At 50.1% G+C, this 15,094-nt stretch carries 11 protein-coding genes; 4 read left to right on the forward strand and 7 right to left on the reverse strand.

Going from position 1 to position 15,094, the window contains the following annotated elements; genetic code table 11:
- Nucleotides 1-44: 44 nt before the first annotated feature.
- The 7 genes from rsmD to CHL74_RS09125 all read right to left on the reverse strand — a co-directional run bounded on the left by rsmD (nt 45) and on the right by CHL74_RS09125 (nt 6,395).
- Nucleotides 45-593: a 16S rRNA (guanine(966)-N(2))-methyltransferase RsmD gene (rsmD, locus tag CHL74_RS09100; protein ID WP_094880849.1), complete on the reverse strand. Its 549-nt coding sequence runs from the start codon at nt 591-593 to the stop codon at nt 45-47.
- A 38-nt stretch (nt 594-631) separates the two neighbouring features.
- Nucleotides 632-1,381: a DUF3822 family protein gene (locus tag CHL74_RS09105; RefSeq protein WP_094880850.1), complete on the reverse strand. Its 750-nt coding sequence runs from the start codon at nt 1,379-1,381 to the stop codon at nt 632-634.
- A 41-nt stretch (nt 1,382-1,422) separates the two neighbouring features.
- Nucleotides 1,423-2,661: a CobW family GTP-binding protein gene (locus CHL74_RS09110; RefSeq protein WP_094880851.1), complete on the reverse strand. Its 1,239-nt coding sequence runs from the start codon at nt 2,659-2,661 to the stop codon at nt 1,423-1,425.
- Nucleotides 2,662-2,668: 7 nt separating this feature from the next.
- Complete coding sequence (locus tag CHL74_RS09115; RefSeq protein WP_094880852.1) at nt 2,669-3,166, reverse strand: CYTH domain-containing protein; 498 nt, start codon at nt 3,164-3,166, stop codon at nt 2,669-2,671.
- Nucleotides 3,167-3,206: 40 nt separating this feature from the next.
- Nucleotides 3,207-3,347, reverse strand: coding sequence for a hypothetical protein (locus tag CHL74_RS15800; protein WP_176452212.1), 141 nt, complete (start codon nt 3,345-3,347; stop codon nt 3,207-3,209).
- 40 nt (nt 3,348-3,387) lie between these two features.
- On the reverse strand, nt 3,388-4,509 hold the full coding sequence (prfB, locus tag CHL74_RS09120) for a peptide chain release factor 2 (RefSeq protein WP_094880853.1): 1,122 nt from the start codon (nt 4,507-4,509) through the stop codon (nt 3,388-3,390).
- Between the two features lie 77 nt (nt 4,510-4,586).
- On the reverse strand, nt 4,587-6,395 hold the full coding sequence (locus tag CHL74_RS09125; RefSeq protein ID WP_094880854.1) for an AMP-dependent synthetase/ligase: 1,809 nt from the start codon (nt 6,393-6,395) through the stop codon (nt 4,587-4,589).
- Between the two features lie 659 nt (nt 6,396-7,054).
- On the opposite strand from CHL74_RS09125, the gene CHL74_RS09130 reads away from it, so the two are divergent.
- From CHL74_RS09130 to CHL74_RS09145, 4 genes are all read left to right on the forward strand, one after another.
- The gene (locus CHL74_RS09130) at nt 7,055-10,039 is read left to right on the forward strand and encodes a SusC/RagA family TonB-linked outer membrane protein (protein ID WP_094880855.1); all 2,985 of its coding nucleotides are present in this window, start codon (nt 7,055-7,057) and stop codon (nt 10,037-10,039) included.
- 30 nt (nt 10,040-10,069) lie between these two features.
- Nucleotides 10,070-11,611, forward strand: a complete 1,542-nt coding sequence (locus CHL74_RS09135) for a RagB/SusD family nutrient uptake outer membrane protein (protein WP_094880856.1) — start codon at nt 10,070-10,072, stop codon at nt 11,609-11,611.
- Nucleotides 11,612-11,648: 37 nt separating this feature from the next.
- The gene (locus CHL74_RS09140) at nt 11,649-12,566 is read left to right on the forward strand and encodes a Calx-beta domain-containing protein (RefSeq protein WP_094880857.1); all 918 of its coding nucleotides are present in this window, start codon (nt 11,649-11,651) and stop codon (nt 12,564-12,566) included.
- 183 nt (nt 12,567-12,749) lie between these two features.
- Nucleotides 12,750-14,861, forward strand: a complete 2,112-nt coding sequence (locus CHL74_RS09145; protein WP_094880858.1) for a M6 family metalloprotease domain-containing protein — start codon at nt 12,750-12,752, stop codon at nt 14,859-14,861.
- The last annotated feature ends 233 nt before the right edge of the window (nt 14,862-15,094 follow it).

The following is a 15,094-nucleotide window of genomic DNA, read 5'->3' on the forward strand; positions in this document are numbered from 1 at the left end:
AGCAATTCCTAACTCCTAATTCCTAACTCGTAATTCCTAATTCCTCATTCCTCCTCTGGTGTTCTGAACAGCGAGAAGTTGACGCTGCCGTATGCTCTGTGCTCGATGAAGCCGGGGACGGAGCTGAAGTCGTTCTTCTTGCCATGCTCGAAGACCAGGAGACCACCAGGCTTGAGCATCTTCTTTTCGAGGATGAGATTAGGGATGGTCGGCAGCTCGGGGAGAGCGTAGGGTGGGTCGGCGAAGATGAGGTCGAACTGCTGCTTGCAGGTGCGGATGAAACGGAAGACGTCGCCGCGGATGAGGATGTTGTCGCGGTCGGCAGATATCTTCTTCATACACTCGCGGATGAACGAGGCGTGGTCGCGGTCTGCCTCCACGCTTATCACCGGCGAGCAACCGCGCGACAGCATCTCGAGCGATATGCTGCCCGTGCCTGCAAAGAGGTCGAGGGCGTTGGCACCGTCAAGGTCGACGTATCCGCCGATGACGTTGAATATGTTCTCCTTGGCGAAGTCGGTGGTGGGTCGTGCCTTGAAGGATCGCGGGATGTCGAAGTGGCGCCCCTTGTATATTCCTGTTATTATTCGCATATAGTTCTTTTTTTCTATATATATATTATAATGTGTAATCAGATGTTGACGTGCTTGATGTTTCGCACGAACTGCTTCAGCATGTTGAGCAGCGCCTCGTGTCCGGTGATGTTGCCCGACAGACAGAGTACGTCCGTCTTGCGCATGCCCAACTGTTGCCATGTGTTGAGGATGTAGTAGGCTGAATCTTCGGTTGTGGAGATCTCGAAGGAGGTGCTTATGCGCAGACGACCCTTGCGGAACGAGAAGATGTCGACGCGGCGGTCGTGGAAGTAGCAGAACATCTTCTCCTGGAATCCTCCCGAGGCGAAGCGGCTGAACTCTGTGATGACGGGACCGAGCAGATGGAGGAACTCGACGTGCAGGAAACGCTCCGTGAGCACGAAACGTAGGTCCTTGCCCACGGCGAAGGCTGCCACGGCATTGGCGGCAGGGATCTGTACGGTGTCGACGTCGTCGTTCTCGCAGGTGGTGTTGACGTGATGATAGAGTAGGGGAGCGGCGTCAGCGTCGAACTCCTCCGCGGGTATGAGGAGGAGCGGCGTATCGACGTAGACCCTTACCTGACTGAACACGGGATGATACTGCGACGGCATGGTCTGTCCGTTCTGTGTAGGCGAGGTGTGGACCTGCAGCAGTCGGCAGTCGGCAAGCGCCTGCCTCATGTTTGCAGCCACGGAGATGCCCGTCTTCATGCTGTACTGCTCGAAGTCGGTCTGTCCCTCTATTACGGTGTTGGGCGCCGTGAAGGATATGGTGGTCCGTGTGATGCGAATGATGAGTCTCATCTGGTTACCTTATATATATGTAATGTCTTTATTCGTGTATGTTAGTCGGTGAGGCAGAAGTCGAGGTCTTTCTCTATCTCCTCACGGTTCATGTTCTGTCCGATGAATACAATCTTCTGCATGCGGTCGCCGTAAGTGTCGTCCCAGTCGCGTGCCAGTCCCGGATTCTGCTTCATCATCTCGCGAAGCTCTTCCTCTGGCATTGTGGCATACCACTGTCCGGCGTTGCGCATCTCTATCTGCTTGCCAGCCTGCTCGAATACGTAGCAGATGTTCTCCTCGCCCTTGAAGTAGCAGAGACCCTTGCAGCGGATGACGCTCTTAGGCCATTTCTTTGTGACAACGTAGTCGAACTTGTTCATGTCCAGCGGACGGCGGCGCTTATAGACGAAGGTGCCGATGCCGTATTCGAGAGCTTCGCCCTCTTCCTCGTTCTCCAGTCCGTGATGGTGATGGTGGTGGCAATGTCCTTCCTCGTGGTCATGCTCCTCGTGGTCATCGTCGTGGTCATGATGATGGTGGTGGTGATGTTCTTCCTCCTCCTCTTCTTGGCTTTCGATGCCCTCAATCCATCTTGCTGATGTGGCAACCTTCTGGAAGTTGAATTCGTCGGTATTGAGCAGCTTGTCAAGATTGACGTCGCAATAGTCGCATGTGATGATGTCTGCGTGCGGCTGAAGCTCGCGCAGTATAGCCTTTATGCGGGCAAGCTCTTCGGGAGTGACCTCCGAAGCCTTGTTGAGGAGAATCTTGTTGCAGAACTCCACCTGTTGGATTACGAGGCTGGCGAGGTCTTCCTCACCGATGTTGTCCTTTGTGAGGTCGTCGCCGCCGGCAAACTCGTCCTTGAGGCGCAGAGCGTCAACGACGGTGACGATGGAGTCGAGCTTGGCAATGCTTTTAGTGGCGAGGTTGGGATAGATGCGCGGATAGGCGCTGATGGTCTGTGCGATTGGAGCCGGCTCGCAGATGCCGCTTGCTTCGATGACAATATAGTCGAAGCGCTGCTGCGACACGATGTCGCTGAGCTGCTGTACGAGGTCCATCTTCAGTGTGCAGCAGATGCATCCGTTCTGAAGAGCCACGAGATTGTCGTCCTGCTCTCCCACAATGCCACCCTTCTCGATGAGTGTGGCGTCGATGTTCACTTCGCCGATGTCATTGACGATGACGGCGAACTTGATGCCTTGCTTGTTGGCAAGTATACGGTTGAGGAGTGTTGTCTTTCCGCTTCCAAGATATCCTGTGAGCAGAAGCACCGGTGTTGTGTTATTATCCATAATCTTCTTACTTTTGTTTTTTATGAGCCCATGTACTGTATGGCGATTTTATAAGTTCTGAATTATAGTAGCGGCGGTCGCCCGTCACCTCCTCGCCGAGGAAGTCGGGACGCTGGAAGGTTTCGTCCTCCGCGCCAAGCTCCACCTCCGCAACTGTCAGTCCCTCGTTGTCGCCGAAGAACTCGTCAATCTCGAAGGTGTGTCGTCCGTCCGCACTCTTCACCAGCCATCGTTTCTTGTCGATCACTCCTCCGCGGCAGAGCTGGTAGAGGTGCTCGGCTTCGTCGATGGTTATCTCTTTCTCAAACTCGTAGCGCGAGAGTCCGGCTGCGTCGCTGTGGCTCTTGATGGTCAGCCATGCGCTGTCGTCGCGGGTGCGGACACGTACGGTGGCTGTTTCGCAGGGCATATATCCCTGCTTTATCCGACTACACGAAAAGGCGGCATCCTTATAGTTGCCGCCTTCCCGAATGAGGAATTTACGTTCTATTTCAAATCCGCTCATTTTCTTACCTAATGTTTTATTTGTTTACTTGCATTTTTTGTTATGCGTTCATGCAGGTCCAGATGGCGAAAGCCGCTCCTCCGAGGACGAGCAACCAGAAAATGCTTTCCACGACTTTCTTTCCCTTCTTCTCCTGTTCCTTAGCGTATTTCTCACGCTTGATTTTGCTTTGCTGGCTCATAGTTGTATGATTTTTAAGATTTGATTTTTACATATCTGACTTATGCGTCTTCCACTGTCGGGAATTCCATGAGGTATGCCTTTATGAATCCGTCAATCTTGCCGTCCATCACAGCGTCCACGTCTGTGGTCTGATAGTTGGTGCGGTGGTCCTTTACGCGGCGGTCGTCAAAGACGTAGGAGCGTATCTGGCTGCCCCATTCAATCTTCTTCTTGCCTGCCTCAATCTTAGCCTGCGCCTCAAGACGTTTCTTCATGGCGCGGTCGTAGAGTTGTGATTTGAGGAGTCGCATGGCGTTGTTACGGTTTTCGAGCTGCTTGCGGCTCTCCGTGTTCTCGATGAGGATTTCCTCCTCCTCGCCAGTGTCGGGGTCGACATACTGATAACGGAGTCGTACGCCAGTCTCCACCTTGTTGACGTTCTGACCACCGGCTCCTCCTGAACGGAAGAGGTCCCACGACACCTTGGACGGATCGACGTACACTTCGATGGTGTCGTCTACGAGTGGCGATACGAATACGGAAGCGAAGGAAGTCATTCGCTTGCCCTGGGCATTGAATGGCGATACGCGGACGAGACGGTGTACGCCGTTCTCGCTCTTGAGGAATCCGTAGGCATACTCGCCGCCCTCTATCTCCATGGTGACGCTCTTGATGCCAGCCTCGTCGCCTTCCTGAATGTTGCTGATGGTCACCTTATATCCGTGAGCCTCCGCCCAGCGCATATACATACGCATGAGCATCTGCGCCCAGTCCTGGCTCTCCGTGCCGCCGGCACCTGAATTGATTTTCATGACGCAGTCCATGGGGTCCTCCTTCTGTCGGAGCATATTCATAAGCTCGAGGTCTTCGATGGCGCTCACAGCCTTGGCGTAATCGTCGTCTACCTCTTCTTCCGTGACGAGTTCGTCCTTATGGAAGTCGAAAGCGAGCTGCAGTTCGTCTGCAAGACGCTTCACGTTCTCGTATCCCTTTATCCATTTCTCGAGCGTCTTCACTTTCTTCATCTGCTCCTCTGCGTACTTCTGGTCTTCCCAGAAGTCTGGAGCCTGTGTGCGGAGCTGTTCTTCCTCGAACTCCACGCGTTTCTTGTCGATATTAAGATAATGATGGAGTGCTTCAGTGCGCTCCATCACATCCTTTAGCTGATCGGCTGTTATCATTTCTGAGTTTTGATTTTTGAATTATCTATCAATTCCTAATTCCTAACTCCTAATTCCTAATTGCGGCAGAATGCCGCCTAACACTCATACATCTTGTCAATCACTTCCTTGAAGTTCTTGTAGATTACGGGTCGGCGAATCTTGAGCGTGTTGGTAAGCTCGCCGCTCTCCATAGAGAAGTGGTGTGCAATGAGCGTGAAGCGCTTTATCTGCTCGTAGGGAGCAAGCTGCTGCTGCAGTGTGTGGATGCGCTCTGTCATCATCTTTATTATCTTCGGATTCTGGCAAAGCTGCTCTCTTGATTCCACTTCTACGCCGTTGTCCTTCGCCCAGTCTTCGAGCAAACGGAACTCCGGTACGATGAGTGCCGAAACAAACTTGCGCTCGTTGGCGATGATGGCTATCTGGTCAACGAACTTATCCACAAGGACGAGCGACTCAATCATCTGCGGAGCGATATACTTGCCGTTGCTGGTCTTGAAGAGGTCCTTGATGCGGTCCGTGAGGAACAGCTCGCCGTTCTTCATGTAGCCGGCATCGCCCGTGCGGAAGAATCCGTCCTCGGTGAAGGCGGCTGCGTTTGCAGCGTCGCGTTTGTAGTAGCCACGTGTGATGGTCGGACCCTTGAGCAGAATCTCGTCGTTGTCGTCGATCTTAACCTCGATGCCCTTGATGGGGCGTCCCACTGATCCGATGGTGTAAGGCATATTGTCGCGGTCGCACGATACGGTGGCAAGACTCTCTGTCAGACCGTAGCCCACAACCATATTGATGCCTACAGAATGAACGAAGCGTTCCACCTCCGGCGAAACCGTGGCTCCTGCTGTCGGGAAGATGTGTGAGTTCTCAAGGCCAATCTGCTTGCGGACGAGACGAAGGACAAGCTTGTCCATGAGCTTGTATTCCATCGCTAATATCGGAGACGGGCGGCGGCCCTGGCTCTTGCAGTCTATGTTGTAGCGGCGGCACACCTCAAGGGCGTGGCGGAAGAGCTTCTGCTGCATGGAGCTCGAACGGTCAATCTTGTCCTTCACTGCCTGATAAACTTTCTCCCAGAAGCGTGGCACTGACGACATGCAGGTGGGATGGGTCTCACGCATTGACTGCTGTATCTCGTGCGGGTCGGTATTGATGATGATGTGCGATCCTTCCGAGAAGCAGAGGTATGACCATCCTCGCTCGAAGATGTGCGTAACGGGCAGGAACTGTATGATGCGGTCCTTGTCGCGAATGGGTACAGCCTCGTCATTGGCTATCAAGGCTGCGTCATACTGTCCGTATGTCAGCACCACGCCCTTCGACTCGCCGGTTGTGCCGGACGTGTAGAGGATGTTGCATATATCTTCATTGTTGGCTTGCTTGTAAAGCGCCTCCACTTCTGTCTGGCGCGGCAGTCCCTGACCGAGCTTAAGGAAGTCGTCAAAGTAGAGGGCTGCAGGGTCGTGCGAGCTGATGCGCACGCTGCGGTCGAAGACGATGATACGCTCCAGCGAATGGCAGAGCGGGAATATGCGGTGTGCCTTGTCGTACTGCTCCTGCTCGCCGACAAAGAGGAAGCGAATCTGCGCATCGTTAATCATATATTGTATCTGCTGCTCGGAAGAGGTCGCGTAGAACGGTACGGACATGACACGCACGCCGTAGGCACCGAAGTCGGTGATGAGGTATTGGATGCAGTTCTGCGAGAACACGCCGATGGCGTCCTGAGGCTTAGCTCCGAGATTGAGGAGGGCATTGCTGGCCTCCTTCACAAGAGTGGCGAAGCGGCTATAGCTCATGGTCTTCCACACCGAACCGCCGAAATCCTTATACGTGAAGGCTTCGCGCTCTCCATACTTCTCTGCCTGCTTAAGGGCGAGAACTGACAAGTGACATCTTGTTTGCATAACTTTAGATTTTCTGAGACAGTACTGATGTATATATATTAAGGTGTTAGTATGATTAGTGTATACATTAGCGGTAAATCTCTATTTTTTGCAAAAATACATTAAAAACGTCAGAACACAAAATAAATGCCGCATTTTATTGTTGACCGGAAGCGAATTATCGACTAATGAGGGTGTGTTTTGTGACAAAGTTATTCCTTACAATACTGATGCTATTTGTTGGTGTGGGCACACAACATATTGTGAACGTTAACAAACTAAAAACTACAGTTTATATACAAATAGAGAAGAATAATTGCAAAATTCAGTAAAAATTATTCATATTCATACGATTTAGAAGAAAAATGACAACACAGCTAATTTTTTATATGTAAATATTTTGCCAACTTCTAAAAAACATCTAAATTTGCAAAACAATATTCAAATTGTATAACATTTTGCACGGTTTCGTAAAAGATGTGAATAAATGAAGGATCATTAAAGACACAAAATAATAACTACTCAGGATAATGCGTAAATCGCAACTCGCTGGACAAATCACACAATGACGACCGACGACATCGCGCCTAAAGGGTGTGATGCGTTTATGCCGTAGTTTGGCTGAATCAGAAACAAAAATAAACATTAATATTATTTTCATTAATTAAGAGAGAGATTCTATGAAAAAAAGACTCATGACCTTTCTTGCCTGCCTTTTCCTAAGTATAGGACTGGCGATGGCACAGACAAGAGTTACTGGTACGGTCACCTCTTCTGAAGACGGCGAACCCATCATGGGCGCGACTGTCAAGGTTGTTGGTAACAACGCAGTCGGTACAATCACTGACATCGACGGTAACTTCTCACTTGAACTGAAGAACGCCAATGCAGAATTGGAGTTCTCTTACATTGGTATGACAACTAAGAAGGTGAAGGCATCTGCGAAGATGACCGTCATCCTCGATGCTGACAGCCACATGCTCGAGAACGTCATCATCACCGGTTACGGTTCGGCCAAGAAGCTCGGATCGGTTGTCGGCGCCGTTTCTACAGTGAGCGGTGAGAAGATGAAGACTGTCGCTACTCCTAACTTTACCGACGCTCTTGCAGGTCAGGTGTCTGGTCTTTCGGTTTTGACCTCAAGCGGTGACCCGTCTGCAGCAGCAAGCATCCGTCTGCGTGGTGTTAACTCGATGAACTCTTCTAACGAGCCTTTGTTCATCCTCGACGGTGCTCCTATCAGCTCAAGCTTCTTCCAGACTCTTAACCCGTCTGACATTGCTAACATTACCGTCCTCAAGGACGCCGCTTCTACAGCCATCTATGGTTCGCGTGCTGCCAACGGTGTAATCGTTATTACATCACGTAATGGTAAGTACAACGAGTCAGCACAGGTAGTTGTAAAGGCTCAGTATGGTATTTCTACACCGACTTCTGACGGTGTTACCATGATGAGCTCACAGCAGTATGTTAAGTTCCGCGACATCATCGGTCAGCCCGTGAGCGATGCTATCCGCAAGGCTGCTCAGCACATCAACACTAACTGGCGTGACGAGATGCTCTCAAGCTCGGCTCCTACATCGGACATCAACGCTACAATGCAGGGTGGTGGTAACTCAGTTAACTACTATCTTTCATTCAACCACCACGAGCAGGAGGGTCTTATCCAGAGCTCTGGTATGCAGCGTAACACTCTCGCAGCACGTATCAACGCTCGTCTGAACCGTTTCTTCAAGGTTGGTTTCAACTCTAACTTCGGTGACCAGCGCTACGTCGTTAACCGTGAGCAGAACAGCTCATCTGGTATCTATTCTGCCAACCCGCTCGTATTCGCTCGTCAGGCAATGCCTTTCGATGCTCCTTACTTCTATCACTATGACGAGAATGGCAATATCGTAAAGGACGGCAAGGCTTACGGCTTGCTCTACACTGACATGCCTACACCTGAATTCTTCGATAAGTATCGTAAGCAGGACGGTGAGCAGGTAACTCTCAACATCGGTATCAATGAGGTGTTCACTCCGATGGAGGGTCTTACCTTCACAGCTCAGCAGTCACTCTATGGTTACGACTCAACATCTGAGACAGGTAACATTCCTCACGAGGAAATGGTTACTCCTATGGGTCAGATTATCGAAAGCCAGTCTGGTTCGCTCGCTGACGGCTTCTCACGCTACTATGCATACACTCTTACTCACACTGGTGAGTGGAAGCACAACTTTGGACAGCACTACGTAAACCTCCTCGTCGGTGAGGAGACACGCATCCAGCGTTCACGCTCATTCAGCGCTTACACAACTGGTCAGACTGACGATCGCATCATGCTTCTCTCTGCTGGTACAAAGGCAGACCCCGCTGATATGGGTGACTCACGTTCAGAGGCAGTCGCTAACTCTATCTTCGGTAACGTAGAGTATAACTTCAAGGAGAAGTACTTCGTTTACGGTTCACTCCGTCGCGACGGTAGCTCTAAGTTCGCTCCCGATCATCGTTGGGGTACATTCTGGTCAGCAGGTGCTAAGTGGAATGCTAAGAAGGAAAGCTTCCTCGCTCCCGTCAAGTGGCTTGACAACCTTACTCTGAGTGTCAACTACGGTACTACCGGTAACGACGCTGGTGCCAGCACATACGGTTACTTCGGTCTTTACGGCCTGGGTGGCATGTACAACGGTCATACCTCTATCGGCATCGCACAGGCTTCTAACTACCAGCTTACATGGGAGACCGTTAGCAAGTTCAACGTAGGTCTTAACATGAGCCTCTTCCGTCGTCTTGATCTTGACTTCAACTTCTACCGCAACAAGACAAGCGATATGCTTATGTCTATTCCTTACTCATACACAACTGGTTTGAGTTCAGGAGCTGGTAACATCGGTGGTATGACTAACACTGGTTTCGAGGTTTCCGCTACTGTACAGCTTATCGCTACAAAGGATATCAACTGGACATTCACTGCTAACGTAGGCTACAACAAGAACAAGATTACAGAGCTGTTCCAGGGTCGTGACGAGTATCTGCTCGCTAACACAGGTCTTAACCTCAAGATCGGACACGCTTACGGTGAGTTCTATTCTGTACGTAACGCAGGTGTTGACCCCCGTACTGGTGAACCCCAGTGGCTTGACAAGGATGGCAACATCACTAAGATCTTCAACGAGGAGCGCGACGCCGTATTTACAGGCAAGAACCGCTATGCACCTTGGATTGGTGGTTTCGGCACAAACTTCACATGGAAGGGCTTGAGCGTTATCGCTGACTTCGCATGGGCAGCTGACAAGTGGATGATGCAGAACGACGACTACTTCATCCAGAACGCTAACTTCGCTACCACATGGAACCAGCGCGTAGAGATGCTCAATATCTGGACCAAACCGGGTCAGGTGACAGACATCCCCGCTTACGGATATGACATTCAGTTCGACGACAAGATGATTCAGAACGCTTCGTTTCTCCGTATGAAGACCCTTACTGTGCAGTATGACCTGCCGAAGAAGTGGCTTGCTCCTACTCGCTACATCAAGGGTGTGAAGGTATTCGGTATCGCACGAAACCTCTTCACCATTACTTCATTCGAGGGATACGATCCGGAGCCAGATATCAACGTGGTTCAGTTCAACTATCCTAATACTCGCCAGTTCATGTTCGGTGCAGAGCTGACATTCTAATTTCATTCAAATTAAAAAAAGGATACAATAATGAAGAAGATATATTTATCATTGATGCTTCTCGGAGCGTTGACCTTTACGTCATGCGACATGGACAAGGCCCCGTATGGCGCACTCGACGAGACCACCGCAATCGAGACAATCAAGGACCTTAGCGCTTTCCGTATTCAACTTTACGGAAATCTCCGCAGTGTTACCTCTGGTTCATGGGTTTATACCACTGACATTCAGATGGACCACTTCGACGGTCTTATCTCGAACGGTAACCAGATTGGTATGTTCTCTAAGGGTTCTATCATGCCGAGCGACGGCGACATCACCAGCTTCTGGTCAGGCTCATATTCCGCTATCGCTACTTGCAACGCCATCCTCGCTAAGTGTGATGAGTTCGCTGCAAAGCCTGGTGTTACTGATAGTGAAAAGCAGCAGATAGAGCGCTATAAGGGTGAGGCAAAGTTCACACGTGCTTACATGTACCTCTGGCTTGCTGACCACTTCTGCCAGCCTTATACACAGATCAAGGCTGGTCCTGAGGCACAGGCTTCTGGTCTGCCCATCGTTACTACATTCTCTCCTACCAGCGACATAACAAAGTACCCGAGCCGTTCTACATTGAAGGAGACATTCGACTTCATCAATAAGGACCTTTCTGAGGCTTACACAGCTCTCAAGGCTTATGAGGCTACAGACAACAAGGACGTTCAGGACCTCCTTCAGCCTAACGCAGCTTATCTTTCAAGCTTCGCAGTAGAGGCTCTTCAGGCTCGTGTGGCTCTTCTCACTGCTGACTGGAATACAGCTAAGGCAAAGGCTGAGGACGTTATCAACAACGGTAACTACACTCTCGCTAACCTTCGTAACTATGCAGAAATGTGGTCAAAAGATGATTGCACAGAGGCTATCTTCCGTCCTATCATGAAAGCTCCATCTGAGCTTGGTGGATCTATCGGTGGTGTGTTCCTCAGCGACAACCAGACATCTGCTTGGTACATCCCGACATACGGCACTCTTAGCCTCTATGGTGACGGTGACGTTCGCTTCGAAGCATTCTTCACTATTTACGATAATCTGACCATCCACGGAACAGGTTACGAGGCTTTTGTATTCAGCAAGTACCCTGGCAACCCGGAATTGCAGACTTCTGAGAAGAACAACTTCGTCAATATGATGAAGCCGCTTCGTCTCTCTGAAATGTATCTTATCTCTGCCGAGGCTGACGCTCGTACGGGCAGCGCTTCCGGTTCACGTCTGAATGAGTTCTGCGCCAACCGTATCGACGGTTATGAGGCTAAGACCTACACCAACACAACAGAGCTTCTCGCTGACATCTATGCAGAGCGTGAGAAGGAATTCCTCGGCGAGGGTATGCGTTGGTCTGACCTCCGTCGTCTCGGACTTGGCTTCAAGCGTAATGCCAACCACGAGGATAACGCGGAACTCAACAAGTTCGTCGTTAAGGCAGGACGCGGTCTCTCTTATGACGCAGGTGACCATCGCTTCACATGGCCTATCCCGAAGACCGAGCTTGACGCTAACCCGAACCTGAAGGGTCAGCAGAATCCTGGCTACTAATAAATGTTCATTAATAACTATTAGCAATTAAACAAATATGAAATACTTCAAGTTATTTTTGCTCGTAGCTGCTGTTGCCTTCTTCGGTTCTTGCAGCGATGACAAAGAGACGCAGAACACAAACAAGGATGTTGTGGTGGAGATGGAAACCCCCACATTCTCTGCTAAGGAAGGTGCTGGAGCTGTGAAAGTGCCTATCAAGGTTACTGGCAAGACCAACGGCAACGTGTATGTTACATTGGCAGTTAAGGAAGTTGGCAACAACCCTGCAAAGGAGGATGTTCACTACTACGTAACTGACAAGACCATCACTATCTCTGACGGAACTGGTTATGCAGAGTACAGAGCCGTTGATGATAAGGAGATTAACGATGACCGTACTTTCGAGTTCGAAATCGTAGAGGCTAAGGGCGCTACTATCGGTGCTCAGAATAGCTGTATCGTTACTATCAAGGACAACGACAAGGACCCGTATGATCGTCTTCAGGGTAAGTGGAAGCTCACTGGTTATGACAATGACGGTAAAACTGTAAGTTGGAATGTGACCATCACTGAGCCCCAGAAGAAGCTTGCTGATGGCAGTGACAATCCCTCTTACGACTACGAGTATGGTTACTACCTATATATGAGCGGTCTCTTGGAAATTCCCACAAGTAGCGCAAGACTCAACTTCTACTACGATGAAGGTTCTGGTCAGGGTTATGTTGCATTTGACTGTCTTGGTGAGACCAATTTGGCTTCTGACCTTAACTTCGGTGACTTCACTGGTTACATCAAGATTGCCAATGACAATATTGGCAGCACCAGTCCTTTAATGGGTAACTGGAATTCAGACTTTGACACTGTAACCTTCCAACCTAACGGTGGTATTCTTTATGCTGTATACGATAAGAGTGACAACTCGTTGAAAGGTTATATGGGTAAGACAACTGGCATCGTCCTCACCAGAAAGTAATAATTATCTGAATAAAGGAAAAGGCACTATGCCATTGATTCTCATTTTGAGATAAAACGTATAAAAGGAGAGCAAGGTTGTTCTGCCCTATGGTAGAACACCTCTCTCCTTTTTCGTGTTCTAAAGGATGGCATAAAGAGTTCTTAAATTATTTTTAGACAACTTTACAAAACAAATAACAAAATGAAGAAAGGATTACTTACTCTCGGCTTCTGTGCTCTTGCCGGTCTCAGCGCTGTTGCTGTACCTGCAAAGAAGGGCATCTGGAAGCAACTCAAGCTTCAGAACGGCACCACACTTATGGTGGAGCTCAAGGGCGACGAGTTTCTGAGCTATTGGCAGGACGCCAATGGCAATCGTTATGTTCAGCAGGACGACTTCATCGTTCCCGCTGAATTCCCTGCACTTCAGCAGGCAGCTGTTCAGCTTCGCAAGGAGGCTGGCGCTTCAGTCACGAATGCCCGCCGCGCAATGGCAAAGGGTCGTGCAATGAACAATTATGAGGGCGACAAGCGTTGTCTTATCATTCTCGTTCAGTTCTCCGACCAGAGTTTCTCTATGTCAGACCCGAAGGCTTTCTATAATCGCGTTGCTAACGAGAAGGGATTTAGCGAGGGCAACTTCAAGGGTTCTGTCAGCGACTACTTCTCTGCACAAAGTCTTGGCAAGCTCAACATCACTTTCGACGTAGTCGGTCCTTACACACTTGGTCCTTATGCCACATACGGAAAGGATGATTACATTAATGGCCAGCGTTATGACGTCAATCCTCAGGGTATGATTTCTGCCGCTTGTGCTTCAGCAGCTGCCGCAGGTGTAAACTTCCAGCAGTACGACTGGGATGGTGACGGTCAGGTGGAAGAGGTTTACGTAATCTACGCTGGTGAGGGTCAGGCTACTGGTGGTAGCACAGATACCGTCTGGCCTCACAAGTCGCAGCTCTCCAAGCCCACAGCTTTCGGCAAGGACGGCACTACAGTTTACGTATATGCTTGCTCCAATGAGTTGAAGGACAGCAAGGGCAATGTGGCTGGTATCGGTACCATCTGCCACGAGTTCTCTCACTGCCTTGGCTATCCTGACTTCTACGATATCAACTACGGCGGCAAGTACGGTATGGGAACATGGGACCTCATGTGTTCTGGTAACTACAACGGTGACGGTTTCCAGCCTGTCGGCTACACTGCTTACGAGCGCTACGCAGCAGGATGGATTGACCCCATCGTTCTCGATGAAGACTGCGATGTTACTGACATGAAGCCGCTCATTGACGGTGGCAATGCTTACATCTATCACAACCCCAGCTACAACGACGAGTATTACATCATAGAGAACCGTCAGCAGAAGGGATGGGACGCTACCATCGCAGCTCCCGGTATCCTCATCAATCACGTCGACTATTCTCCGTATGTATGGTCAAGCAACTGTCCTAACAGTATCGTTAGCGGCGTGAACGATCACGAGCGTATGGTTCTGATACCTGCCGATAATAACCGCACATCAAGCTCTGAGTCAGGCGACGCTTGGCCTTGGGGTAGCAAGAAGAATCTTACCAACGCCACTTCTCCTTATTGCGAGGCTTTCAACGATAACAATGGCTTCAATAAGATGAACATCGGCATCACCAATATGGCTGTTGAGGACGGTGTGGCTTCGTTCAAGTTCTCTAACTACAACAATGGTGGTCCTATTGTAGCGGGAACTCTCCTCAGCGATAACTTCGACCGCTGCGCTGGTACTGGTGGTAACGATGAGAAGGGTTTCATCCCGCCGAAGTTGGCTCAAAAGTTCGCTATGGGTGAGTTCTTGCCCAGCACTCCGGGTTGGGAAGGCACATTCATGAAGGGTGCTTACATGTGTGCTCGTGTTGGTAACACATCAGCAACCCAGGCACAGATCAAGACTCCGCTTATCAACCTCGACGAGGCTAACGACGCTGTCTTGACATTCAAGGGTGCACCTTACGGTTCTGACGGCACCAAGCTGACCATCACTGTTGAGGGTGACGGCGAGCTCGGACAGAAGGAATTCACGATGACCTACAACCAGTGGACTGAGTTCAAGACCACTCTGAAGGGTAAGGGTAAGGTTCGCCTCGTCATCCAGGGCGAGAAGCGTTACTTCCTTGACGACGTTCTTGTTGTTCCTGCTACTACTGGCATCAGCGGTGTTACTGCTGACAAGCCAAACGTAAAGGGCCGCATCTACACCACCTCTGGTGTGTACGTAGGCACAGAGTTCGACGTTCTCCCGCAGGGCGTTTACGTCGTTAACGGCAAGAAGGTTGTGAAGTAATATCACAAAGGATATATTATAATAAAAGGAGAATGGGCTGTATGAGAGACACAACTCTCACAGCCCATTCTCCTTTTTTGTTGGAATCAATTTAGGCAGGGCTTTGACAAAAACCTTTATCCACATGCCTTTTGTTGGCACACCCTACGGGTTCATGATATCGTTTGGCGAATGGGATTTACGAGAGCGTTGCTCTCGACACCCATCCTCCAAACGATATCATGAGTGATGCC

The sequence above is a fragment of the Prevotella sp. 885 genome (assembly GCF_002265625.1).
Taxonomy (GTDB): Bacteria; Bacteroidota; Bacteroidia; order Bacteroidales; family Bacteroidaceae; genus Prevotella.

Coding starts and splice junctions, on each gene's coding strand:
- rsmD (WP_094880849.1), bottom strand. CDS start 593: ATGCGAATAATAACAGGAATATACAAGGGGCGCCACTTCGACATCCCG.
- CHL74_RS09105 (WP_094880850.1), bottom strand. CDS start 1,381: ATGAGACTCATCATTCGCATCACACGGACCACCATATCCTTCACGGCG.
- CHL74_RS09130 (WP_094880855.1), top strand. CDS start 7,055: ATGAAAAAAAGACTCATGACCTTTCTTGCCTGCCTTTTCCTAAGTATA.
- CHL74_RS09115 (WP_094880852.1), bottom strand. CDS start 3,166: ATGAGCGGATTTGAAATAGAACGTAAATTCCTCATTCGGGAAGGCGGC.
- CHL74_RS09135 (WP_094880856.1), top strand. CDS start 10,070: ATGAAGAAGATATATTTATCATTGATGCTTCTCGGAGCGTTGACCTTT.
- CHL74_RS09110 (WP_094880851.1), bottom strand. CDS start 2,661: ATGGATAATAACACAACACCGGTGCTTCTGCTCACAGGATATCTTGGA.
- prfB (WP_094880853.1), bottom strand. CDS start 4,509: ATGATAACAGCCGATCAGCTAAAGGATGTGATGGAGCGCACTGAAGCA.
- CHL74_RS09145 (WP_094880858.1), top strand. CDS start 12,750: ATGAAGAAAGGATTACTTACTCTCGGCTTCTGTGCTCTTGCCGGTCTC.
- CHL74_RS09125 (WP_094880854.1), bottom strand. CDS start 6,395: ATGCAAACAAGATGTCACTTGTCAGTTCTCGCCCTTAAGCAGGCAGAG.
- CHL74_RS15800 (WP_176452212.1), bottom strand. CDS start 3,347: ATGAGCCAGCAAAGCAAAATCAAGCGTGAGAAATACGCTAAGGAACAG.
- CHL74_RS09140 (WP_094880857.1), top strand. CDS start 11,649: ATGAAATACTTCAAGTTATTTTTGCTCGTAGCTGCTGTTGCCTTCTTC.